A 22,480-nucleotide genomic window follows, 5' to 3' on the forward strand; every position below is an offset into this window, starting at 1 on the left:
TTTCTTCCTACCGTATGAACATTCCGGCAAAAAGGTACCTACATCTTACCCGATTTCATCGCAGGGTTCAAATTAAATCCCCGCGCTACGTCACCTATGTGTGGACACGCAACAAAGCAGGCTCTCCTCTAAATAGAGGAAAGCCTGCTTATCAAGCTTTGCTTAGTTGTCGTCCTTGGACTCATCCGCAGGAAGCTTCGCTACAATGTCAATTCCGGGTTCATCAGCTGCTTTATCAATCTCGTTATCAACAATGGCTGCCGATATGCGAATTTCTTTTCCTTCAGCGCAATTGCGCCAGGATTGAATATCCTGAATCACAACATCTGCGGTCTCTTTAACTTTGGATACAATCTGTGAACTTTGTTCTCCCACGATACCAGCCAGTTCCTGACCTTTTTCCGATACCTGACGAGCACCTTCTGTAATATCCTGACGAAGTTCACGTCCCGATTTTGGTGCCAGCAATAATGCCGTTACTGAACCAACCACGGAGCCAATAAGAGCTCCCCACAACAAACTTTTGTTAGAATCCTTCACGTCACATCTCTCCCTTTACTATTGTTTAAGTACCGGATCAGAAGCAACGGTCTGTCGCTCAGCCATCCGGGCGAATGCCTACTCTGTTGATGCATTATAAGCAGCACAGGCTTGGCTTGACACTCCAGATGTTAAAAATAATCTGAACGCCATTTTTGAATGGATGCAGATGACTTGACTTAAACTCAGTTCTGACGAGCCGGCTCGAGATCAGCCGCAGCATGCTCATCCCCCGGGTCCAAATCAATCACATAACGTCCCGGTGCAATCAATGCCGCCTGATGTTCACACCGCCAGCGACGTCCACCTGAAGAACCCAGCGTCTGTCCATCTTGCAGAACATCCCCCTGATCAAATATGTAATACGCTGCACCCAGTAAGGTCTGAGCCACCGTATCCGGATCAAGACCGACGAAGTGACACTGGACATCAGGTACACCCAGCGCAGATAATCCCACGGTATCCATGACCAACCCGCGCTGTTCCTCTGTACCTCCGGCTTGATACATTCGAACGTTCATGGCTGCATACAGATGTTCCTCACGTTCCTGAGCTTGCGTATATGCTTCCGGTTCAACGAGCTTGTCACTGCCATACCAATACAGCGCGTCACAGGTCATACTTTCCATGATTGCCAGTACAGTCTTTTGAAACAGCTCCAGGCGCTGCTTACGAGGCATGGCAGCCGTGAACATATCATGTATCCGGATGGAGTACTGCGAAGCTTCTACAACCTGTCCCACTTCAGGCCAATGCCATGCTTGTTGCAGAGCACCGCCAAAGCGAGCACGATCTGCGATTTCATTCACAGGAAGCATGCAAGTCTGAGCAGGGATATCCCCTTCCTGGAAGGATACCTTATGGTCCAGATGATAGAAGACAAGCATCTCATGCTTTTGCCCTCCGCTCTCTTGTTTCACATCCAGTCGGACTTGTCCTGTATGGCGAATCATTGCTTCCTGCAAACGCAGGCGATTCACCTCTGGACGTTCCCGGAACAAAAGTTCAACCATATACACCGGATGGAATCCGGACGGTGATTCATTTGTTTCTTTACTTTCAGTATTTGCTTCATTGAATTCTTTTGATTCATTTGTCATGCGATTTCCCTCATTCCTTACGCTGTCCCTCGGCCTGTGCCGTATTGAAAGGACCAAGTTCTTTTTCCACGTAGGCGCTAACCTGAGTAGTAAAATGTTCAAGTATACTCGGCAACTCTACGCTAAGCGGATGGAGCCCAGACCGCTCCCAAGTGTAATAATCCTGCACCAGTGGCTTGCGTAACGTGACAAGCTGACGCAATATCTCATAGGTCGGATTATCAAAAACCTTTTCTTCATAATTAATCTGAATAATATCATCATAGCTGCTCGCATCTCTCATGATGAAACCGTCAATTAGATAACTTCCCACATCGGTAACAATCTCGATCGCCAGGTGAAGACACCGTTCCTGTACCATCCCCAGCATGAGACTGCCGTCCCAAGCTTCTGCTGCCCCGCGAAGCCCTTCAGCTACTTCCGGTACAGCAGCAAGCCGGCGGGCAATCTGTTCTCTGTTCACATAATACATTCGTTCACTTCCCGTTCAGTGAGTTATCGGTTCCGTTTCCCTCTTCGCTTAAGCCAGAATATCATCACAGGACAAGCGATTAGAAACACAACAAAAATATATAGAAATTCCATAACGTCTCTTAAATCGCTCATGCAGAGTCCCCTTTATCTCAACGTAGTTTGAATGACAGATCAGATTTCGTAGTCCACTGCAATTGACTGTTCTCTGACTTCGTTCATGTACTTGATAACTTCCTGATGAAGCGGGTGTACCTGATACGCCTGGAGATCCTCCAGTGAAGCAAACTCCGCTGTGAGTGAAATGTCGAACGATCTCTCCGAGCGAAGCACATCAATCCCGATTTCAAGTGAAACCAGGACATCAATTTTACCTTCCAGATTGCGAAGCACCTGAGCTGCAGCTTCAATACTTTCTTCTGAGCGATCTTTCATTTTGAACAGGACAATATGTTTTATCATCTGGGCAAACACCTCGTTTAATATAATAGTAGAAATGAATGAATTTTCATGTATCCAAAATATATCATAACGTTCTCTATTACGAAAGGATACTTGGAAACGTTCTCTTGATAAGAAAAACTAATCCGAACCGTTTCCCTTCGATTCGGATTTCTTTTGCAATCCATCCATCGTCTGTTTCGCGGAGTCATCCTGCAAAGTTTGTCCTGTTTCAGCCTGCTGCTTGATGTTGTCCGGGGTTGGCTGCGGTTTGGACCATTCACGATTCGCCAGATACTCCTGATCCTCCTGTTTCTTCAACACTGCAATGGCCTGTCTGAGCTTTGCAGGCAATGGAAGACCGATTTTGGCATAATTCTCGGTAATCGAAATGAGTTCATTCACCAGATAGAAATAAATAGCTCCGCCTTTGATAAAATCGGTTCCCATGATCAGATCAATTCGATGAGCAAGCAAAACAACCGTCAGCATGAGCCCTTTGCGAGCAATCCCCCAGAATCCAATGTTGCTATTCAACCCGGCACCTGTTCTTACCGCCGCTGCCAAACCTGTTACATAATCCACAGCCATCGCGACCGCGAGCAGGCTCAGCAATTGATCCCATCCGCCAAAAGCAAACGTAACAAATGCTCCCGAGATGACAGCAAAGGTATTCACAGATAGATGCACGTTCCTCACCTCTCCCTTACACTTGAGTATCATACAATATATGTAAAAGTAAGAGATTTGACAGGTCACATGTCATGCTGAACATGCGGATTTATCATTTCAGATTTGTGCACATCCTCTTCGCAACAGGAGAACGAAAATCACATGCTTTTGGGGAATTCAGGGAAATAAACCGCATCATATCAACAAAAAACAGATAAAAGTTCTTTAGACCTAGTAATAAGTAATTAGAACTATATTATTTTTATTCCTGTTCAATTTCTCCCTTCATTTTTAGTGAAACATTGTAATCTAGGAATATACTAGGATGTGAATTGCGCATGGTCTAGTTCGTAGTTCCCTCTTTATCGTGAATTCACGCATTGACGCATTTGTAACCGGTAGTCCCGGCACTTGAAAGTACCCCGTTGTTTATTGTAGTATTTGGTTAAAAAAAATCGGAGGAAATATGCCTAATCAACCAGAACAACATTCCATCCAGGCGTGGTCTCTGATCAACCGTAAATACTTGGGAAAAGGCGTCCGTGTTAAACGATTCCGAAAACCGACACGCTGTCAAATCCGCAATCGTGTTCTTCTTGCCGTGCTGATGGCCAATGATATCAAGTTGTCCCAGCTTGCTGAAGACCTCTCCATCTCTTCACGCAGTGTCAGTGCGTGGGTATATGAAGGACGGATACCCGGCAGTACCAATCTGGACAAGACTTGCCAATTACTCGGCTACCCGCGTCATATTCTCTTCAATGAAGAAGTTGTGCGTAATAGCCCTGTCATATGTCAACCCGAGTCATCTCGCTTCATGAAGCGTACGGTGACCCGTTCTCCGGTTAGTAACCGTATTTTGACAGGCTTGTGTATGGTCCATGATCTGTCGGTGACAGATGTCAGCCACTGGATCGGGGTTCATCCCGGCACTTTCCGCAAATGGCTGCATCAGGGAACACTGCCTTCTGCTGCGTTTCAGGAACAAGCGGAGCAATTTTTCCGTATACCGAAAACTATTTTGTTCGCAGATGTCATCTTGAAAGATCGTCGCAACAACTAAATAAGCGAACAGCCAAAAGGCTCTGATCTCCCCATAGGGAGGCCAGAGCCTTTTTTAAAATAAAATGCATGCCTTCTCTCTCGGACTTGAAGCACTGTTCTGGCTATTCCATCAGAAATGTCAGATAACCTACCCTTTTTCGTTTTTTGCTCCCAAAAAGAGCCATCACAGCCGGCTACAAGCTAAGTTTATGCATTTCGTCATGACCATCTTCTCTAAAAGGTCATCCTAACCTCGTGTTCAACACTTCATTGATATATCTCAATCCGGTATATCGAGGACGAAGCGTATGCGCTGTGTTGAATGCATGTTCCACCATCTCCGGGGTTACACCGAGTTGCTCAGTAGTCACAGGTCCACCTACTTGTTCCAACCATGCAATGAGCTGAGAGGCCTCCGGCAATTGGTCATATATCCCAAACACCGGTTCACCCGATGTCTGTGCAAGTTCTTTATATTTCACCGTAAGCAATGCACAAGCTACGCCAACTTTGGCACCATGCAGAACCGGTCTTTCTCCCGCTTGCATCAGATCCATCTCCAAGATGTGAGATAGATGATGCTCACCTCCGGATGCCGGACGGGAATGGTCAATGATCAGCATGGAGATACCGGAAACAATTAATGCGTCCATTAACACAGCTACTCCCTCTGCTCGCCCCTCCGCAATAGCTTGTACATGATCTATGCAGGTATTCAGCGCTTCTTCTGTCATCCGATAAGCAACTGGACAGAACGGTTCTCCGCCCAGTTCACGAGAAACAATCCAGTCTGCAAGTGAAGTATATTTACCAAGCATATCTCCGAATCCGGCAGCTGTCATCACTTGCGGGGCTTGCTCCAGAATATCCAGATCGGCAAAGATAGCCTCTGGCGGAACAGCCTGAAATGTTTGTTTGACGCCGCTTACAATTAAGGGTGCACCCGCAGAGGTAAACCCATCCACTGAAGCCGCTGTCGGTATGGACAGAAAGGGCTTGTTCATTTTGGAACAAACAAATCTCACCAGATCATGAATGGTACCTGAACCCACCGCAATTACAGCCTGACTTTCCAGTTTCACACCCAACATGACCTGTACAATAGCTGCTTCATCCGCAATGATATCACCCGCACGATTTTCCGGCAGAGCGATCTCATCCACATGTATTCCCGCTTCGCGAACACTGCTCAGCACATCAGATCCGGCCGCCTGAAACGTATGTCGATCATAAACAACCGTCACCTGACGATATCCTTGCTCAGACAAATAACCCGGTAACCTCTGAATGGCCCCAGCTTCCAGATGAATCAGCATATCCACCACCCGGTGTTGATGACCGCAAGCACACTGCTGTGCTTCCTCATTCCATGCTGCAATTCGTTCGTTCATATTCATTCGCTCTTACCCTCCCATATGAGATATCATGCATAATTAACGGGTTAAAACCACAAGATAAAAAAGGAAATAAAATGTGATGATTTTCCTGATCACACTTTACTGCCTATACCCAATATTTGCAAATCCATATCTCACATTTCCAAGTAGGTGAAGCAATGAAATTAACGAAAGAATTAGGAATTTCGCTCGGATTTCTGGCCGGAACCACTTTTGGCAGTGGTATCGCTTTTTTGTTTCGTCTCCAGTCGGTTGAAGTGGTTGCCAGTGTTACGCTATTTGGTATTGCAGGAGCCATTGCCGGGATCATCACGGCAGTCATTCTGCGCCAGCGGCAACATTAGCATTAGCATGCTGATAGCAAAATGCAGGCTTCACACGAATGATCCACAAAACCAAAAAAGGTTCGTGAGTTGCCCTAGAGCAACTCACGAACCTTTTTTGGTTAGATGCGGTCGAGAGGACTCGAACCTCCACGGGGGGTTAGCCCACACGGACCTGAACCGTGCGCGTCTGCCAATTCCGCCACGACCGCATAATATGTATCTCCTCATCCATCGATGAAAAGCATTCCGGTGAAGCAATTCCTTGTTTTACCGTAATTCAGAGTATACATGCTCCAAAATAAAAATGCAACTTCTTTTTTATTCATTCAAGAATAGGACATATGTCCTTTTTTCTCAACTTCAAACACCCTATCGTAGCATTAAACAAATATACCATCCATACAAATGCAAAAATGAAGGAGAGATCCACCTTGAAAACAACCCATCTGTGCTTTATCGGTGCCGGGTTTCATGCATCCACGAATATTTACCCTTCTGTTGTTGAAGCCGGAGCGCAGATCCAGGCCATTGCCACACGCAGTATGGAACGCTCTGAAGCAGCTCTGCTGCGATTTGGCAGCAACGGAAAAGCGTATGATAACGCTGGGCTTATGTTACAGCAGGAAACTTGTGACGGAGTCGTGGTGGTCGCCCAGCCTGTTGATCAGACCGCTCTTGTCCTTGAATGCATTCGAGCTGGTAAGAATGTATACGTGGATAAGCCACTCGGATGGAATGCAGCGGAAGCAGCAGCTGTAGCAGAGGCTGCCGAGCAAGGCGGCGTCGTTGTCATGGTCGGTTTTATGAAACGTTATGCTCCCGTATACATGAAGCTGAAGGAGCTCATTGATAGTGGTTCGCTAGGTAAGGTACGTTCATTCCAGATGAAATTCGCTGTAGACAGCACCCCATTTTGCAAGGATGAGGAACAGTTCATGAAGCTCGCTGCCATACATATGGTCGATCTGATGCGTTACTTATTCGGAGAAGTAATACGGGTTACAGGCACAACCGTGAAGGATGGGGAACACATTAATCAAAGCATTTCCCTTGTTTTTGAGAATAACGTAGTAGGCAGCGCTTATTTTACCGGCATGAGCGCTTGGTCACGGGAGAGTGAAAGTGTACTCGTCACCTTTGACAACGGATTTGCGTCAGCTGAAGATATCAACACACTTACTGTCCATCAATCCCGAAGATCGACCAGCCTTCCCTGGAAATCTCTCGAGGAGCAAGATACTGTATATACACCTTCCGGATCTCCTATGTCAGGAGCTTCTCGCGACCTTTATCTACGCGGGTTTGTTGGTGAAATGGTGCACTTTATCGCGTGTTGCCAGAATCAGACTGTCCCACATTCCAGCGCCAAGGATAATATTGCAACGATGGCTCTATGTGACTCCATTCTATCGTCACTGAAGTAGCGTATATACGCTCATCCTCATATTTTATACATCCAGAGAAGAGCCTGAAACCGGGGCTCTTTTTTATCTTATAGACATCAACACATCTGCCTTCGACTACAATTAGGGTTTATAATCTGCATCATAAGTGATATGCTCTTTCATGAACTATACGTACTTTATGAAATATAACCACCCAAATAGATACCATAGAAAATCACCCTAAAGTGGAGGTGTACTTATAATGAAAAAGGACGCTACCAAGCTATGTCCCGCGCCATACGGCTGTTCCGTGGAAGTTACCCTCAGTGTGATCGGAGGCAAATGGAAAGGTGCCATTTTGTATCATTTATTCTCCGGTCCTTTGAGATTTAACGAGATCCGAAAATTGTTTCCTGACATTACCCAGCGTATGCTCACCCTGCAACTTCGAGAGTTGGAAGGCAGCGGAATTGTTCATCGTGAAATATACCCCCAGATCCCACCTAAAGTGGAGTATTCCCTCACACCATTTGGTGAAACGTTACGGCCGATCATCTTCAGCATGCGAGATTGGGGAGAAACGTATACAAATGAGGTTCTGGCCAGATCCTCACAAGAGGTATAAAACACAAAAGAAGCTGTTCCTAGTTTTTAGGGAACAGCTTCTTTGCTTGCTTATTTAATAACCGTTTGGATCGTAACCGTACGGTTACGCCCCTCTTCCTTCGCTTGATACAGTGCATTATCCGCCAAGTGAAACAGTTCTGTGGATGTTGTGGAGTGTTTCGGATATTCAGCAATTCCAGCCGAGATGGTGACGGAACGATCTATAGGCAATACGCTTTCTTCGACCGTTATTCGGATACGTTCAGCAATCTCAAAAGCTACGTTAGACTCGGAATTTCTTAACAAGACTACAAATTCCTCTCCACCAAACCGTGCGCAGACATCTTCTGGTCGAACAGACAATTGAATGATATTGGCAATGTGTTTCAACACTTCATCCCCAGCATGATGACCGAATGTATCATTAATGGACTTGAAGCGGTCGATATCCAGAACAATAATGGAGAATGGCGCCTCATCCTGAATCCATTCCTGAATAACTTCTTCGAAGGTTCTGCGATTGTTCATACCTGTTAAAACATCTGTTCTGGCATCATAGACAAGCTGGTTTGTCTGTTTCCTAAAGTTCGCCAATGCGCCAACAACTGCTCTTGTTAGAAGGTCTGCCTCTCTATTCCAGTGAGGTTTCATCACCGGTAGATCCACTTGTCCCTTATCGACCTGATTCACCAAATCAGCCAGCATAGCAAAAGGACTGGCCAGCTTGCGTGCAACCCGAACCACAATAAGGGTCAGGATCAGGAAAGGCACTGAGGTGTACAGCAACAACATACGGATATGATGATTCAACTGATCGTACACCGTTTGGGTTGGAGACACGATTACGACGCCCCAGTCTGTTGATGGAACTTTGTAATAACCTGCAAGCGAATCCACACCTGCCAGATTTTTGTATTGTTCTTTACCGTGCTTGTTTACTAGCAGCTTTTGCACCACTTCATTTTTACTGACATTTTCACCAATTCGGTTGGTGTTTGGGTGAAATAACAAAGTGCCCTTCTTATCCACAATAAAAAAGTAGGAACCATTACTTGTCTTGAGCTGACTGCCAAAAGACAGACTCAATATATTATTTTCCTGCAAAAAGATATTTCCACCGATTGTTCCTTGGTACTCCCCTGCCGAATCAAAGATCGGTTCACTAACAAATACAATTCTGCGTTTCGTTCTGGGTGTCTGGTACGCTTCGGAGATATACGAAGTCCTCAATTTAACCGCTTCTTTTGCTGCATGGGAACTAACATGGTGACCTACACTAGCCTGTGAGTAAGGTGAGGTAGACCTGATTACTCCCGCTTTATCTACCAAAGAAACGGAATTAAAAAAATTACTGCTATTGCGAACCAAATCTAATGTGGAATTCAACTCTTTTGTATTGGACTGATCCATATCCGGGAAATAATTGGCTGCATATTTCAAGCTCTCCTGCATGGAATAAAAAAGCGAATCCAGCGTTTGGCTCATTTGCACAGCGCTTGCATAGTTTAGCGAAAGGGTGTTATCAATGAGTGACTGTTTCTGAGATGTATAAGATGAGATGACCATGAGGGTCAATGTCATTATAACTGAAATAGTGACCAACCCACCGAGTAAAGCCGTGAGGCTGATCTTCTTGATGTTTTTTATTTTTTTTCGTAATCTATATCTCTTGATCTGTGCAATCATCGTTTACTTCCCCCGGATTTTCATGAAAAGGCATATTCCTTCTATCTTATACGAAAGTTGTTAAGATCAAATAAAGAATTTGAGAAATCTTAACAATTACATCGTAAGATTGACGATTTAATGACATTTTACTTTCCCTGGAAGAATCACTGTTCAGGATCGCCCTAATCGACAATGATATATCCTTCTTCTGGCTCTTGTTCAACAAACCCTGCCATCTGACGAACCTGAAATTCGATCGGGTGATGACTACCCATTAAAATGCGATTTTGAACTTCATCCGCTGTTTCTGTAGGTAATGCGAATGCACGTGTATAGGCAAACTGTGCCTGAAGTGTCGTATAGATCGCATTGACAAGCCGATCGTTGCCCGCACGCCCAAACACATTAAGGATCACAGCTCCGTCCGAGTCCAGCTTGTCCTTGACCATGGCAAAAAAATCACTGGATATAAACTGCTCGGGTGTACCCGTTGCCGTAAAGGCATCAATAATAATATAATCATATGTCGCAGCGGGTTCCTGGCCTAATAATTCACGACCATCCCCGATGAGCACAGGACTTCCCTCATATCCAAAAAAGGTTTGACTCAACTCCACGACCTCTGCGTCAAGCTCAGCTACTTTTACCTGACGATCAGACAAGTAGGTTGGCAATGTGCCAATACCATGTCCCACCACAAATACGGTATCAAACTTAGGATCATTCCGTTCCATTAAATGCACCATCGCTCTCGGATACTCCAACACCACCCGGTTAGGCTCATCCAGATCCATGGCTCCCTGCACAGCTGCGTTGGAGAATTCTAATACACGAAACTGGCCCTTCTCTCCATAAAGCTTTTTGGTATCATATACCGTCAGCTCATGCTGTTCACTTTTATTCCGATACAGAACTCTCACTAACCGTTCTCCCTTCAATCTCTTAAGCCTTTTCGACATATACCTTCATTCTATTACACGGGATGACAACATTCCACCCTATATACTTGAAAGGTCATAGTACAACAAAAAAACCGTTCCGACTCATACGGAAACGGCCTTTTGATGAACCATCTAACACTTCTAAGACCCTATGGCCTCATGCAGAGCCTGGACATATTCCACGCCCAGATTGGAGAGAGAAGTGCTCTTGTGGCTTATCCACCCTACATTAATGGATTCCTCACATTCCAGCGGTACAGGAATGATCTCGTCTCCATTCAGATCAGCGCTAAGTACACCCGTAGAGATCGTATAACCATTCAGACCAATCAATAGGTTAAACAATGTTGCGCGGTCATTGACCTGTATGCTTTTGGGGTGAGATAACGTACTTAGGATCTCTTCGGAAAAATGAAAGGAATTGTACTCACCCTGATCAAATGACAAGTACGGATAATCCTGCAGTTGCTCGATTGCAACTGACTCTTGTTTCGCCAGTGGGTTCTTCACACTGATAAAGATATGGGGCTTGGCTGTGAACAAGCTGGTGAAAACCAGCCCCGCATCTTTTAACAATTTGTTAATCACCTTGGCATTGAACTCATTCAAATACAGGATGCCAATTTCACTGCGCAGGCTTTTCACGTCCTGAATAATCTCGTAGGTCTTTGTCTCCCGAAGTGCCAACTCGTATTCATCCTGACCATACTGCTGTACCAGACGAACAAAGGCATTCACCGCAAACGCATAATGCTGTGTCGATACAGAGAAATGCTGCGGAGATGGCTTGGCGTTCAGATAACGATTCTCCAGCAACTCAGCTTGTTCTACCACCTGACGTGCGTAGCTTAGAAACTCAACGCCTTCTTTAGACAAAGATATTCCCTTATTGGTACGTTCAAAAATGGTAATTTGCAACTCCTGCTCCAGATCCCGAATGGCATTCGAAAGGCTGGGTTGCGAGATAAACAGGCGTTTGGCCGCTTCATTCATAGAGCCGCGTGTGGCAACTTCAATTACATATTTTAATTGTTGTAGGGTCAAGGTCTTATCCCTCTCTTTCTGGTTCAACAGGCAGACCAACAGTTGCTTCTTCCCACGGAAGTACATTCCATGGACTGTCTGCCCGTTCGAACAAATGCTCTACAAGCGAAAAGTGCTCCAGGGCTGACTCCGTCTCCAATTCTTCATACCCATACTGACGTCCTATGAGATAGGCAAGTCCGAATTCCGTCCAACTTGAATACGCTTTTTGAATCCGCTGCGCCATTTCATACATAAAAGTCCATGCTGTCTTCTCATCTACATAACCGACCTGCATCGCCATCCGTGTAATTGATATGGCTCTTCCCCAGTCCCAGGCGCTGATGCTTGCCGCATTCAGGCGACTGTCATAGAGTTGGATGGCCCTCAATTGGGTTCTGATCGTCTCATCCTCCAAACCAAGGATGTAGTTTTCCTGCTCCTGATGAGTCATTACAGACAATAACGCCCTGCGTTGATCAAATTTATCATGGTGCCCGCTTCCTTCTCGAAAACTTTCCATTTGCTGATGAAATGACTGCTCGTCCCGAATACTCCATGCTCGACCAAACATTTCAATGATGCCTTCCCTTTTCCCATCCAATCGTTCAATATCATACCCTGTGGCGAATTCCAAAGCATTTGCCTCAAGTAAAATAGCTCCCGCTGCCAGTGTCCACTGTTGTCTTGCATCAAGCAAAGAATACATCGTTGAATACCTCCACGTTATAATACGGTCTGAGCTCTTCATCATTCAAAAGATCAGGGAATTGAAGTGGTACCGTTTGTTTCAATCCCATCTGGAATATATTGAACTTCAGCTTATTAAACCAGGCTCCCCGTTGACTCAGACGCTCTTCCATATCCTGCAGACGTGCAAGGTAATCCGGATGATCAGGCCGGTCTGCCACAGCCTCTCTGGCATACACAAGTGCCAACTCTCCTTGACCAAGATGCATATAGGATAAACTCAGTAAACTGCATGTATCCCCCCGCAAACCAAACTCGTAAGCTCGGGTCAACATTTTGCGAGCGACATCGTATTTACGTGCCTGATATAGATGTAAGCCCCCATAATAATAGCTGTAACCATCAATCTTGGCAGGTTCTACTGTTTTATAATAATGCACCATAGCGCTGTCCAACTCATCCCACTGCTTGAGTTCGGCAAAGATGCGAATCATCTGTAAAAGCGCCCACGGATTATTAGGCTCGTGATCCTGAATCTTCAGAATCCATTTTGCTGCCTCCTCAAACTTACGATCCGCAAGGAGGCAAACAGCAATCATTTTTGTTAATAAAGAAACCTCCGGTATCTTTTTGTGAAGCGCTAAGAAGAAATCATGAGCAGTGGTCCAGTTCTTTCTATCAAAATGGAGATCCGCTGCTGCACCAAGAGCTTCATTTTGATACGCAGTGTCCCCAGTCTCCAAATATTGTTCAATGGTAGACAATGCAAGATCAATCTTGGCTTGTCCTCTGTAGGCTGTAAATAGATGATAAAGTGTGCTCGGATAACTCTCGATACGTAAACAAGCTTGGAAACACTGAACAGCATCCTCGAATCGCTCTACATTCATATACGAGATGCCAAGGTAGTGATAGAGATCAGCACTTTCATTACCTTCATTCATATAAGTCTCAAAGCACGTTATAGCCTTATCATACTTTTCTAAATTATAGTAACTGAAAGCTAATCCAAATTCGTAGCCTGCGCCCCCATTTAATGTTTTTGCCTGCAAATAGTTCAAGATCGCCTGTTCATATTCTTCAAGCATACGATAGGATTCCCCGAGATAAAAATAAACTCCCGGCTCTTCTGCCATGTGTTCTTTCAGAATAAGACCGTCTGAGATTACTGCCTCATAATGATCTAGATTATAATTGACCTTTATGCGTAAGTACAAAGCCTCTTGGTGAACAAAGACCTCTTCTTTAGCCCTTTTGACAGACTGATTAATGTAGTGTAAAGCAAGTTTTAGATCAACATCGTATGCCATTTGAGCAGCCAAAAACCAAGCATTACTGCTTAACAGTACTTCTGATCCAAATCCTTCAACCATGGATATTACCTTGTCTGATTGTTTCCTTATACGGTAAAGCCCAATCAGTTCCTCGATCTGTTCCGTTCCAGGAGGGTTGTCATTTTGAAGCTCCTCTTCCAAAATCGTCATGCGTTCTTGCTCATATTCATGCCGTACATGCCATAGACGAGTTCGTAGTTCCAAGTCCGCTGGGAATCGTTCTAACGCTGCCTCATATACGGCTATGGCTTCATTATTTCTACCCAACTGGATTAGACACTGCGCTGCAGATGATAAAGCAGGACTATAGATCATCGCTTCAGTTGCCTCCGACAACTGCATGTTGATGGATAACGCTTCTTCCACATGTCCACACTTCAGTAACATGTCTGCCAAGTGACGGAGAATTTGAGGCTCATTCGATAGTATAACTGCAAGCCTGGAGTACATGTGGAGCGCAGTCTCCCAATCCTCAACGTTCATCGAATATAACGCAATCAAGCGCAGTAACACAGGGTCTTGTTCATACATGGCGTAAGCTTTGCCCAACATCTCGTGCGCTGTGTCCAAGTCTTGATGAATGAGTGCACGTCTTGCGAATTCACGAAAATATAAATAATCGTCGATCTCCAAACCAGCTGCTGCCGCTTGGTGTAAATATTCAAGCTGCAAATCATATAAACTTTGACTTTGGTAACGAATGTGATTTAGAAACGAGGAAGAAAATCGCTCGCTTAACTCCAGTTCATTGTCCATCCAGCCAAACGTATCATCTAATAATTTCCAAACCATACCAGGCAGCCAGCTTCGTTCTGCCAAAACATCTAACAATTCGCTGTGTAGTCTTTCCCGAACCTGAATGCTCCAGAATTGCTCATCCTCTACAAGGTTCACCCATAGATCGTAACGAATGCGTGAGTCAAAATCTTCATAAAGTCTAATCGTTCTCTCCAGAAAATGATTTACAGCTTCACGCAACGGGTCTTCCCGCTGTGGAGGAGTTATATGTAAGTCTTCGATATGTATACCTTGAGCTAAATCCTGCGTATCTTCCGTGAAGTGGTGAGTAGGATCATCATCAGACTCAACATGTATCGGTTGAATTGAACCTGTTGACGCAATCTCTCTAGCTTGCTCGTAAGCTGCTCTAAGTTCCTTGAAACCTTCAGGATTCTCTTCTGGATGATTTTGTTTTAACCGTAATGAATAAGCCCGTCTAATCGCATTTAAATCTTCAGTAGGCTCTATACCAAGTATTCCCCAGTAATCCATGCTGTCGTTCCTCTCTTATCTGGAATTCTTCTCAATCTGCAGATGTGGTTGCTATCAAAAAAATGTAACATTGCTCTTTAATATATCATATCCCTGCTTCATTAAGCTTCTTTTCAGACAACCCTCTCCGTAAAAAGTGATATCTAATAACCTGGCCATACACTCGATATTAAATGCTAGAAACAGCAAAAAGACCCGCGTCATCATGACGTGGGTTTTCGGATTCAAATAGGCAGCTGCGCCATCAAGAGAATAGGTTCTGTTTTTCAAAAACAGACATCTGGTTCTCCCCGGTAATAGGACATTCATCAGGGTACATACTTCGTTTTTCCAACTTCTCATCGATAAAATCAACGACTTGTTGTAGCGAAGCAATCTGTGCTTCAACTTTCTTCCGGTGATTCACAAGCATCTCCCGTTCATCCGGGAAATCGGCGAGATCGGAATCCATGGACATTTGTAAATAAGGCTTCATTTCCTCCAGAGACATCCCTGTTTTTTTCAGGCAAGTGATCAACTTCATCGTATGGATATCCTCCGAGCGATATACCCGATGGCGATTGGCTTTGCGTTCAGCTCGGGGAAGCAGCCCAATCTTCTCATAATAACGAATTGTATCTTCCGATAATCCGGCCTGTTCTGACGTTTCTTTAATGGAGAATACTTCATTCTCACTCATCATATGGGCCTCCTCCATATTTATTTCTCTCCATATTACAACTTGGAGCTGACTCCAAGTCAAGCATGATCCCTTCCACCCTAACACCCCTTGACTTGGAGTCGACTCCAAGTTATAGAATGAGCGCAGCATACAGATTCGTTCTGTAATCCCATTCTATCTGGAGGTATATATGAATATACAAAATCAGCTTCGCACCGCTCTCATCACAGGTTCAACGTCAGGAATTGGTCTTGAACTGACACGCAAGTTACTGGCTGAAGAATGGCAGGTAATCGGTCTCAACCGTTCTGCTTTCCCATCCGAGGATACCGATATTCAGAACGCCTTACGTTCAGGCCAGCTCCGTTGGGTTCAGGCTAATCTGACCAACTACGACAGTCTGAGGACTGCACTGGATCAGATTAAATCCGATACCGATTCAATTGATGTCTTGTTTAACAATGCGGGTGGCAGCGCTTCGGAGCTTCGTTTCTCTGATCAGGGGCATGAACTGCACTTTGAACTTCAAACTGTAGTCCCTTACATCATCTACATGGAATTAGTGGAGCTATTGCTCAAAGGACAGATGAAAACAGTCGTCAATACTTCCACCACCGCGTTCAGTATGGTCAAACAATTTGATCTAAATATCCTGGAACGTCCAACTGAATTCAAAAAGCTGTTTGGTCCCTATGCCACTTCGAAGCTCGGTCTATCTCTATGGACACGTGAGGTTGCCAAGTCTGCCAAAGCGAATGGCATACAACTGCTAAGCGTAGATCCCGGTGGAAATAATACGCTAAGGGGCAACAAAACATCCGGCCTGCCCTTCTATATCAAACCTATTATGAGATGGTTCTTTCCCCATCCAAGTCATGGTGCTTCATTGCTCTACAGTGCGGCTTTATCACCCAGCAGACATGAATCCGGTACATTTCTGGTGAAAAATAAAGCGACAGCACTTCGTTTCACAGAGCAAGGTCCTGCCGTTCTCCATCGGGTAAACGAGATCTACGAGCAGCATTTTCATACAACGCAGTCTGGGAAGACCACAACCAGCCCATCTTAATCATAATGGTTGTTGAGCACTATATTATCAGCGCCCCTCCCTCATTGAAGAGCATCATCAGATTTGTGAAGCGATCAAGGCACATGTCGGGCAGGCTGCCGAACGACTGATGAAAGAGCATCTTCAATCCGATCTGGAATTCTGCCTTCATCTGATTCGATAACCGGATTCATGGATTATTCAACCTTCTCACTACGTGTAAAGACGTGACCGCATGCGGTCATGTCTTTTTTGTCGTTTGTCCCTCATATTATCCAGGCCCTGATTCATAGGTGTAGACATAACGATACCATGTCGCGTGTGACATGCCACTGAATCTGGAGGGATCACTCAATGACCAAAGGACAGCAACCTAACGAAAAACCATTTATTATCCCGCAACCCATTCGCAGTGATGGCGCTGGAGGACCTGATCTGGGACCCAGAGACGTCATGAGAGATATACAGAACCCCGATATGCTGGTACCTCCGGTAACCGATAACGGGTTATTGCCCAATCTAAAAATGTCTTTTTCCGATACGCATATGCAATTGAACCATGGGGGTTGGTCACGTGAAATCACCGTACGGGATCTCCCTATTGCCACTACACTGGCTGGTGTGAACATGAGCCTGACACCGGGAGGTGTACGAGAATTGCACTGGCACCAACAATCTGAGTGGGCTTATATGATCTGGGGAACGGCAAGAATCACTTCGGTAGATCAGAACGGACGTAATTTTATTGCGGATGTCGGACCTGGCGATCTCTGGTTTTTCCCAAAAGGTCTACCCCATTCCATTCAGGGACTGGAGGATGGTTGTGAATTTCTGCTTGTGTTTGATGACGGGTCCTTCTCCGATCTGAATACATTATCCATATCGGATTGGTTTGCCCATACCCCACCAGAGGTATTGTCTGTCAATTTCGGCGTGCCCGAATCCGCTTTTCAGTCGATGCCGAAGGAACAGGTCTACATTTTCCAAGATACCGTCCCGGGTTCCATCGAGAGCCAGGAAGTTCAGTCGCCATATGGTACCGTTCCTCTCACATTCAAACACCGGTTGCTGGCTCAAGAACCGCTCATCACACCCGGCGGAAGCGTGCGGATCGTAGACTCCACTAACTTCCCCATCTCAACTACCGTTGCAGCAGCACTCGTTGAGATCCGACCTGGCGCCATGCGTGAGCTGCACTGGCATCCCAATGCGGATGAATGGCAATATTATCTGACAGGACAAGGGAGAATGACTGTGTTTGGAGGCAATGGCATTGCTCGTACATTTGACTATCGGGCTGGGGATGTCGGATATGTTCCTGTCGCAATGGGACACTACATACAAAATACCGGCACAGACACTTTATGGTTTTTGGAGATATTCCGAAGTGATCGATTTGAGGATGTATCACTGAATCAGTGGATGGCGTTAACCCCGCGGGATCTGGTCCGTGACAATCTGAATGCGCCGCCTGAGTTGCTCAATGCCTTGCGTAAATTAAAATGGCCTGTCGTTTAATTTAGTATGTATATCTATCATTTATGCTGAAATGGGGTAATTGTCAGAGAATCCCACTATATAAGGAGGAATATGAAAGATGAGAGCCGTTACGTTTCAGGGAATCAAGGACATTCAAGTCAAAGAGGTTGAAGATCCCAAACTGCAACAGAAGGATGACATTATCGTTCGTATTACTTCTACAGCTATATGTGGATCGGATCTGCATATTTATCAGGGAGCCTTGCCTGCTGCCAAAGATTACGTTATCGGTCATGAACCGATGGGCATTGTGGAAGAAGTAGGTCCTGAAGTGACACGTGTGAAGAAGGGGGACCGTGTGGTCCTGCCTTTTAACATCGCTTGTGGTGAATGCTTCTATTGCAATCATGACATGGAGAGCCAATGCGATAATTCCAATGGCAATCCCGATATTCATACAGGTGGTTATTTTGGGTTCACCGAGCGTTACGGAAACCACCCTGGAGGTCAGGCGGAATTATTGCGTGTTCCCTACGGGAACTTCACTCCGTTTGTGATTCCGGAATCCTGTGAACTGGAAGATGAAGCCTTATTGTTCCTATCCGATGTTCTTCCAACCGCTTACTGGAGCGTCGAGAATGCCGGGGTTAAACCGGGAGATACGGTCACTGTACTCGGTAGCGGACCCATTGGGTTGATGACGCAGAAGTTCGCCTGGATGAAAGGTGCCAAACGCGTTATTGCTGTGGATCGTCTGCCCTATCGACTGGAGAAAGCCAAACGTTTGAACGATGCAGAGATCTTTAATTTCGAAGATTACGATGATATGGGTGAGCACATTCGCGAGATTACACAAGGCGGAACCGACGTTGTTATCGACTGTGTAGGTATGGATGGTAAAAAAACCACGCTGGAGGAGATCGGACAGAAGCTGAAACTTCATGGCGGTTCACTGAGTGCGATTGAAATCGGCATGAAAGCAATCCGCAAATTCGGTACACTCCAACTTACGGGTGTATATGGCTCTTCCTAAAACATGTTTCCGTTAGGCAATCTGTTTGAACGCAATATCAATCTTAAAATGGGACAAGCTCCTGTTATACATTACATGCCTGAATTGTTCCGCAAAATCACTGCTGGTGAATTTGATCCAACCGAGATCATCTCCCATCGGATTCCACTAGAGAATGCAAGCGATGCGTATCGCATTTTCAACGATCATGAAGACGAATGTACCAAAGTTATACTAAAACCCTGAACCGTCGCTTTGACTATAAATTTGCAGAATAAAACAAGCAGAACTACCTGTTCAAGGTACTCTGCTTGTTTTATTTATTTTATTGTCATTCATCCTTCTACTCGTTCATAACCTGCTAACCTTAATGGTTTGCTCTATCGAATCAGACATGAGTCGGCTTAATCGCTTGGATATATACACTTTCTCCTTGGAAGCTATCGAGCTTCCCATTCGCTGTCACTTCAAAATCGAAAAATTTTCTGATGATGGACGGTGCACTCAACATACTTGCTTCAAGTTCCCTCCTCTCCCGTTCCGGCAGTGCCGCACGGTTACACCACTCTTCAAACTTAAAGCGCTTCTGGAAGGAAACCATCATTTCCATTCGGAAGCCCGCGTACTCCAGCATATGAATCCATTCCGTCTTGCGCCATGCTCGAACATGGCTTGCATCTCGGCACTTCTCTACTTCATTGTAAAACTGGTCATTCTCATCCCGTTCAGGTGCCACGTTGTCAATGAATAACAACCTTCCACCGGGCTTCATAACGCGTAATGCCTCATGAACAAACAAAGAAACGTCCGGAAAATGGTGAGCAGCGATTCGGCAGGTTACAAGGTCATAGATATCATCATCGAATGGTAGCTTCTCTGCATCCCCGACAACAAAATCTACATTACGGTGTCCATTGCCCTGGATAAATGCTTCAGCTACCTGAAGCATTTCTTCCGTTAGATCGAGGGCTGTCACCCGCTGAACAAGTGGAGCCAATGCATTAGCGACATGCCCTCCTCCAGTGGCGATATCCAGCATGTTCATATCCGGAGTGGCTTGAGATGAAGCCACGAGCAATGCGAGATCCTCACCTCTGGCATGCCCCGAACTCGTCACATATTTACCTGCATTTTTCGCAAACTGCTTCTGCACCTGACTTTTGATTACATCAGACATTCCAATTCCTCCTGCATAAGTTTCATTAGACGAAACATAGTTTCAAAATATAATTATATTTATTTTACCACACATGAATGTAAAAGCTAAATAAGCATTTTACACAAATCCGGAGGAAACTTTCCACTACCTAACAAAAAAGCTGAAATAAAAAACATCCCCCAAGTGAATTTCACCCAGGAGATGTTTTTTATATTTATTACTTCACAAGCGTTGGTGACTTCTTCCACAGTCCCAGAATCAGACCGGAGATCACTGAACCAATCGCAACAGCGAGCAGGAACAATAATGCGTGGTTCGCCAGTGCTGCAACAAAGATCCCTCCATGCGGAGCTGGTACATTAATGCTCCACAGTTGTGTCAATCCTCCAGCAACAGCGGAACCCAGAATACAAGAAGTCAATACACGCAATGGATCAGCCGCAGCAAATGGAATTGCACCTTCTGTAATGAAAGAGAATCCAAGTACATAGTTAGTCAGGCCTGATTTGCGTTCTTGCTCCGTAAATTTGGATTTGAAGAACGTTGTTGCAAGTGCAATCGCCAGAGGAGGTACCATACCGCCTGCCATAACCGCTGCCATCCATGCACCGTCTGTGTTACCACTGGATGTGAATACGCCGATAGCGAACGTGTAAGCCGCTTTGTTGAACGGTCCACCCATATCGATGGACATCATACCGCCAAGCAACAAGCCCAACAATACCGCATTACCTGTACCCAAGTTACCAAGTGCATCTACAAGCCAAGTGTTCAGGGAACCAAAGATTGGATCAAAGACATAGAAACTGATTGCACCCACGATCAGCAAGCCAAATACCGGATAAAGCAAGATTGGTTTCAAGCCATCAATCGCTTTTGGCAATCCTTTGAACAACTTACGGAGACCAATAACGACATAACCCGCCAGGAAACCGGCAGCCAAACCACCAAGGAAACCGGCGTTTGAGTTAACCGCCATCAATCCACCGACCATACCAGGCATCAGGGCCGGGCGATCACCAATACTCATCGCGATAAATCCGGCAAGTACCGGAATCAGGAAGTGGAACGCACCTGTTCCGCCACCGATCGTTTGAAGCAGTTGCACAATCGGATTCTCAGGGCTAGCAAGCTGTTCGAACAAGAAGGAGATTGCTAGCAGAATACCGCCACCTACAACGAATGGCAGCATATGCGAGATACCATTCATCAGATCTTTATAGATTTTGCTACCTACACTGATTTTGCCAGCGCTTGCGCCCTCTTCCTTGGCATTTCCGCCTTGGCTGCGATAGATCGGTGCATCACCGTTAACGGCCTTGCGAATCAGCTCTTCGGATTTACGGATTCCATCACTCACCGGTCTTTGCAATACCGGTTTGCCATCGAAACGTGCCATCTCCACATTTTTGTCTGCGGCAACGATAACCCCTTTAGCACGAGCGATCTCATCAGCAGTGAGAACATTCTGTGCTCCTTCGGAACCGTTGGTCTCTACGCGAATATTAATGCCCATTTCCTGAGCTTTCTTTTTAAGTGCATCCTCAGCCATAAACGTATGCGCTATACCGGTTGGACAGGCTGTAACTGCAACAACAAAATCTTCCGAATTGGCATTACCTACAATCACACCAGAAGTATTCTGTTGCTGACCAGTAGTAGAAGTGGATGCGGCATTTGCTGCTTTTTCAGCTTTTGCTTTTTCTTTGGCTGCTTCCTTCTCAGCTGCTTCAACCTGTTTGGCATCAAACAATGCACTAACTTCGGCAGGTGTATCTGTACTCATCAATTGTGAGATGAAATCGCTATCAATCAACAACCTGGAAAGAGCTGCAAGCGTACGCAGATGGGTATTACCTGCGCCTTCTGGAGCCGCAATCATGAAGAACACATGAGCTGGCTGATCGTCCAACGCTTCAAAATCAAGCCCTTTTCTACTCTTGGCAAATACAACTGTTGGTTCGTTCACTGCTGTTGTTTTGGCATGTGGCATTGCAATTCCGCCACCGATACCCGTGCTGGATTCAGCTTCTCTTTTATAGATCATTTCCTTGAACAGGACCGGATCATTGATTCGTCCGCTTCGGTTCAGGCTTGCAATTAGTTCATCAATAGCCTCATCTTTGGTTGAGGCTTGCAGGTCCATGATCATCGTTTCCTGGATCATCAAGTCTGTTATTCTCATCTTGGTACACTCCCTTAAGTTCAGTC

Annotated in this window: 20 protein-coding genes, 1 tRNA gene and 2 pseudogenes; 8 read left to right on the plus strand and 15 right to left on the minus strand. The window is 45.4% G+C overall.

Features of this window, described 5'->3' with window-relative positions:
- Positions 1–162 precede the first annotated feature (162 nt).
- From IFU39_RS10560 to IFU39_RS10580, 5 genes and pseudogenes are all read right to left on the minus strand, one after another.
- Entirely contained in the window at positions 163–540 is a 378-nt protein-coding gene (locus IFU39_RS10560; protein ID WP_105598099.1) for a YtxH domain-containing protein, read from the minus strand.
- A 185-nt stretch (positions 541–725) separates the two neighbouring features.
- Entirely contained in the window at positions 726–1,640 is a 915-nt protein-coding gene (locus IFU39_RS10565) for a DUF4261 domain-containing protein (protein ID WP_105598098.1), read from the minus strand.
- Positions 1,641–1,650: 10 nt separating this feature from the next.
- Positions 1,651–2,112 carry a DUF86 domain-containing protein gene (locus IFU39_RS10570; protein ID WP_091017577.1) on the minus strand — a complete coding sequence of 154 codons (462 nt, stop codon included), beginning with the start codon at positions 2,110–2,112 and terminating at the stop codon, positions 1,651–1,653.
- Positions 2,113–2,285: 173 nt separating this feature from the next.
- Complete coding sequence (locus IFU39_RS10575) at positions 2,286–2,573, minus strand: Dabb family protein (RefSeq protein WP_192132480.1); 288 nt, start codon at positions 2,571–2,573, stop codon at positions 2,286–2,288.
- A gap of 285 nt (positions 2,574–2,858) precedes the next feature.
- Positions 2,859–3,242: pseudogene (locus IFU39_RS10580) on the minus strand (phage holin family protein); the annotation flags it as partial.
- Positions 3,243–3,690: 448 nt separating this feature from the next.
- Here IFU39_RS10580 and IFU39_RS10585 point away from each other — a divergent pair.
- A complete protein-coding gene (locus IFU39_RS10585; RefSeq protein ID WP_017689431.1) occupies positions 3,691–4,287 on the plus strand; it encodes a helix-turn-helix domain-containing protein in 597 nt (198 codons plus the stop codon).
- Between the two features lie 223 nt (positions 4,288–4,510).
- On the opposite strand, the gene IFU39_RS10590 is transcribed toward IFU39_RS10585, so the two are convergent.
- Complete coding sequence (locus IFU39_RS10590; protein WP_105598096.1) at positions 4,511–5,665, minus strand: sn-glycerol-1-phosphate dehydrogenase; 1,155 nt, start codon at positions 5,663–5,665, stop codon at positions 4,511–4,513.
- Positions 5,666–5,823: 158 nt separating this feature from the next.
- On the opposite strand from IFU39_RS10590, the gene IFU39_RS10595 reads away from it, so the two are divergent.
- The gene (locus tag IFU39_RS10595) at positions 5,824–6,009 is read left to right on the plus strand and encodes a hypothetical protein (RefSeq protein WP_036609735.1); all 186 of its coding nucleotides are present in this window, start codon (positions 5,824–5,826) and stop codon (positions 6,007–6,009) included.
- A 106-nt stretch (positions 6,010–6,115) separates the two neighbouring features.
- On the opposite strand, the gene IFU39_RS10600 is transcribed toward IFU39_RS10595, so the two are convergent.
- A tRNA-Leu gene (locus IFU39_RS10600) sits at positions 6,116–6,200 on the minus strand.
- A 222-nt stretch (positions 6,201–6,422) separates the two neighbouring features.
- Here IFU39_RS10600 and IFU39_RS10605 point away from each other — a divergent pair.
- The gene (locus IFU39_RS10605; RefSeq protein ID WP_192132482.1) at positions 6,423–7,415 is read left to right on the plus strand and encodes a Gfo/Idh/MocA family protein; all 993 of its coding nucleotides are present in this window, start codon (positions 6,423–6,425) and stop codon (positions 7,413–7,415) included.
- 223 nt (positions 7,416–7,638) lie between these two features.
- A complete protein-coding gene (locus IFU39_RS10610; protein ID WP_017689435.1) occupies positions 7,639–8,001 on the plus strand; it encodes a winged helix-turn-helix transcriptional regulator in 363 nt (120 codons plus the stop codon).
- Between the two features lie 50 nt (positions 8,002–8,051).
- On the opposite strand, the gene IFU39_RS10615 is transcribed toward IFU39_RS10610, so the two are convergent.
- The 6 genes from IFU39_RS10615 to IFU39_RS10640 all read right to left on the minus strand — a co-directional run bounded on the left by IFU39_RS10615 (position 8,052) and on the right by IFU39_RS10640 (position 15,589).
- The gene (locus IFU39_RS10615) at positions 8,052–9,563 is read right to left on the minus strand and encodes a sensor domain-containing diguanylate cyclase (RefSeq protein WP_341072863.1); all 1,512 of its coding nucleotides are present in this window, start codon (positions 9,561–9,563) and stop codon (positions 8,052–8,054) included.
- A gap of 269 nt (positions 9,564–9,832) precedes the next feature.
- A complete protein-coding gene (locus IFU39_RS10620; protein ID WP_197997737.1) occupies positions 9,833–10,609 on the minus strand; it encodes a spermidine synthase in 777 nt (258 codons plus the stop codon).
- Between the two features lie 123 nt (positions 10,610–10,732).
- Positions 10,733–11,635 (minus strand): LysR family transcriptional regulator, encoded by a 903-nt coding sequence (locus IFU39_RS10625; RefSeq protein ID WP_192132486.1) that lies wholly within the window; start codon positions 11,633–11,635, stop codon positions 10,733–10,735.
- Positions 11,636–11,639: 4 nt separating this feature from the next.
- Positions 11,640–12,323, minus strand: coding sequence for a DUF1266 domain-containing protein (locus IFU39_RS10630; RefSeq protein ID WP_179198561.1), 684 nt, complete (start codon positions 12,321–12,323; stop codon positions 11,640–11,642).
- Positions 12,307–14,910, minus strand: coding sequence for a tetratricopeptide repeat protein (locus IFU39_RS10635; RefSeq protein WP_192132488.1), 2,604 nt, complete (start codon positions 14,908–14,910; stop codon positions 12,307–12,309). Before IFU39_RS10635 ends, IFU39_RS10630 begins: the two co-directional genes overlap by 17 nt.
- A gap of 244 nt (positions 14,911–15,154) precedes the next feature.
- Complete coding sequence (locus IFU39_RS10640) at positions 15,155–15,589, minus strand: MerR family transcriptional regulator (RefSeq protein WP_047842344.1); 435 nt, start codon at positions 15,587–15,589, stop codon at positions 15,155–15,157.
- 172 nt (positions 15,590–15,761) lie between these two features.
- Here IFU39_RS10640 and IFU39_RS10645 point away from each other — a divergent pair, with 172 nt between their 5' ends.
- From IFU39_RS10645 to IFU39_RS10660, 4 genes and pseudogenes are all read left to right on the plus strand, one after another.
- Positions 15,762–16,640, plus strand: a complete 879-nt coding sequence (locus IFU39_RS10645) for an SDR family NAD(P)-dependent oxidoreductase (RefSeq protein WP_091017595.1) — start codon at positions 15,762–15,764, stop codon at positions 16,638–16,640.
- Between the two features lie 43 nt (positions 16,641–16,683).
- The gene (locus IFU39_RS32885) at positions 16,684–16,803 is read left to right on the plus strand and encodes an FCD domain-containing protein (RefSeq protein ID WP_192132562.1); all 120 of its coding nucleotides are present in this window, start codon (positions 16,684–16,686) and stop codon (positions 16,801–16,803) included.
- A gap of 170 nt (positions 16,804–16,973) precedes the next feature.
- A complete protein-coding gene (locus IFU39_RS10655) occupies positions 16,974–18,137 on the plus strand; it encodes an oxalate decarboxylase family bicupin (RefSeq protein WP_091017597.1) in 1,164 nt (387 codons plus the stop codon).
- Between the two features lie 79 nt (positions 18,138–18,216).
- Positions 18,217–19,356, plus strand: a pseudogene (locus tag IFU39_RS10660) (zinc-dependent alcohol dehydrogenase).
- Positions 19,357–19,498: 142 nt separating this feature from the next.
- Here the strand turns inward: IFU39_RS10660 and IFU39_RS10665 are convergent.
- The gene (locus IFU39_RS10665; RefSeq protein WP_192132490.1) at positions 19,499–20,287 is read right to left on the minus strand and encodes a class I SAM-dependent methyltransferase; all 789 of its coding nucleotides are present in this window, start codon (positions 20,285–20,287) and stop codon (positions 19,499–19,501) included.
- A 199-nt stretch (positions 20,288–20,486) separates the two neighbouring features.
- Positions 20,487–22,454 carry a PTS fructose transporter subunit IIABC gene (locus tag IFU39_RS10670; RefSeq protein ID WP_192132492.1) on the minus strand — a complete coding sequence of 656 codons (1,968 nt, stop codon included), beginning with the start codon at positions 22,452–22,454 and terminating at the stop codon, positions 20,487–20,489.
- Between the last annotated feature and the right edge of the window lie 26 nt (positions 22,455–22,480).

The sequence above is a fragment of the Paenibacillus sp. CFBP 13594 genome, from assembly GCF_014842675.1.
In the GTDB taxonomy this organism is placed as follows: domain Bacteria; phylum Bacillota; class Bacilli; order Paenibacillales; family Paenibacillaceae; genus Paenibacillus; species Paenibacillus amylolyticus_B.

Coding starts and splice junctions, on each gene's coding strand:
- IFU39_RS10565 (WP_105598098.1), bottom strand. CDS start 1,640: ATGACAAATGAATCAAAAGAATTCAATGAAGCAAATACTGAAAGTAAA.
- IFU39_RS10570 (WP_091017577.1), bottom strand. CDS start 2,112: ATGTATTATGTGAACAGAGAACAGATTGCCCGCCGGCTTGCTGCTGTA.
- IFU39_RS10575 (WP_192132480.1), bottom strand. CDS start 2,573: ATGATAAAACATATTGTCCTGTTCAAAATGAAAGATCGCTCAGAAGAA.
- IFU39_RS10585 (WP_017689431.1), top strand. CDS start 3,691: ATGCCTAATCAACCAGAACAACATTCCATCCAGGCGTGGTCTCTGATC.
- IFU39_RS10590 (WP_105598096.1), bottom strand. CDS start 5,665: ATGAATATGAACGAACGAATTGCAGCATGGAATGAGGAAGCACAGCAG.
- IFU39_RS10595 (WP_036609735.1), top strand. CDS start 5,824: ATGAAATTAACGAAAGAATTAGGAATTTCGCTCGGATTTCTGGCCGGA.
- IFU39_RS10610 (WP_017689435.1), top strand. CDS start 7,639: ATGAAAAAGGACGCTACCAAGCTATGTCCCGCGCCATACGGCTGTTCC.
- IFU39_RS10615 (WP_341072863.1), bottom strand. CDS start 9,563: ATGACATTGACCCTCATGGTCATCTCATCTTATACATCTCAGAAACAG.
- IFU39_RS10620 (WP_197997737.1), bottom strand. CDS start 10,609: ATGTCGAAAAGGCTTAAGAGATTGAAGGGAGAACGGTTAGTGAGAGTT.
- IFU39_RS10630 (WP_179198561.1), bottom strand. CDS start 12,323: ATGTATTCTTTGCTTGATGCAAGACAACAGTGGACACTGGCAGCGGGA.
- IFU39_RS10635 (WP_192132488.1), bottom strand. CDS start 14,910: ATGGATTACTGGGGAATACTTGGTATAGAGCCTACTGAAGATTTAAAT.
- IFU39_RS10640 (WP_047842344.1), bottom strand. CDS start 15,589: ATGAGTGAGAATGAAGTATTCTCCATTAAAGAAACGTCAGAACAGGCC.
- IFU39_RS10645 (WP_091017595.1), top strand. CDS start 15,762: ATGAATATACAAAATCAGCTTCGCACCGCTCTCATCACAGGTTCAACG.
- IFU39_RS10655 (WP_091017597.1), top strand. CDS start 16,974: ATGACCAAAGGACAGCAACCTAACGAAAAACCATTTATTATCCCGCAA.
- IFU39_RS10665 (WP_192132490.1), bottom strand. CDS start 20,287: ATGTCTGATGTAATCAAAAGTCAGGTGCAGAAGCAGTTTGCGAAAAAT.
- IFU39_RS10670 (WP_192132492.1), bottom strand. CDS start 22,454: ATGAGAATAACAGACTTGATGATCCAGGAAACGATGATCATGGACCTG.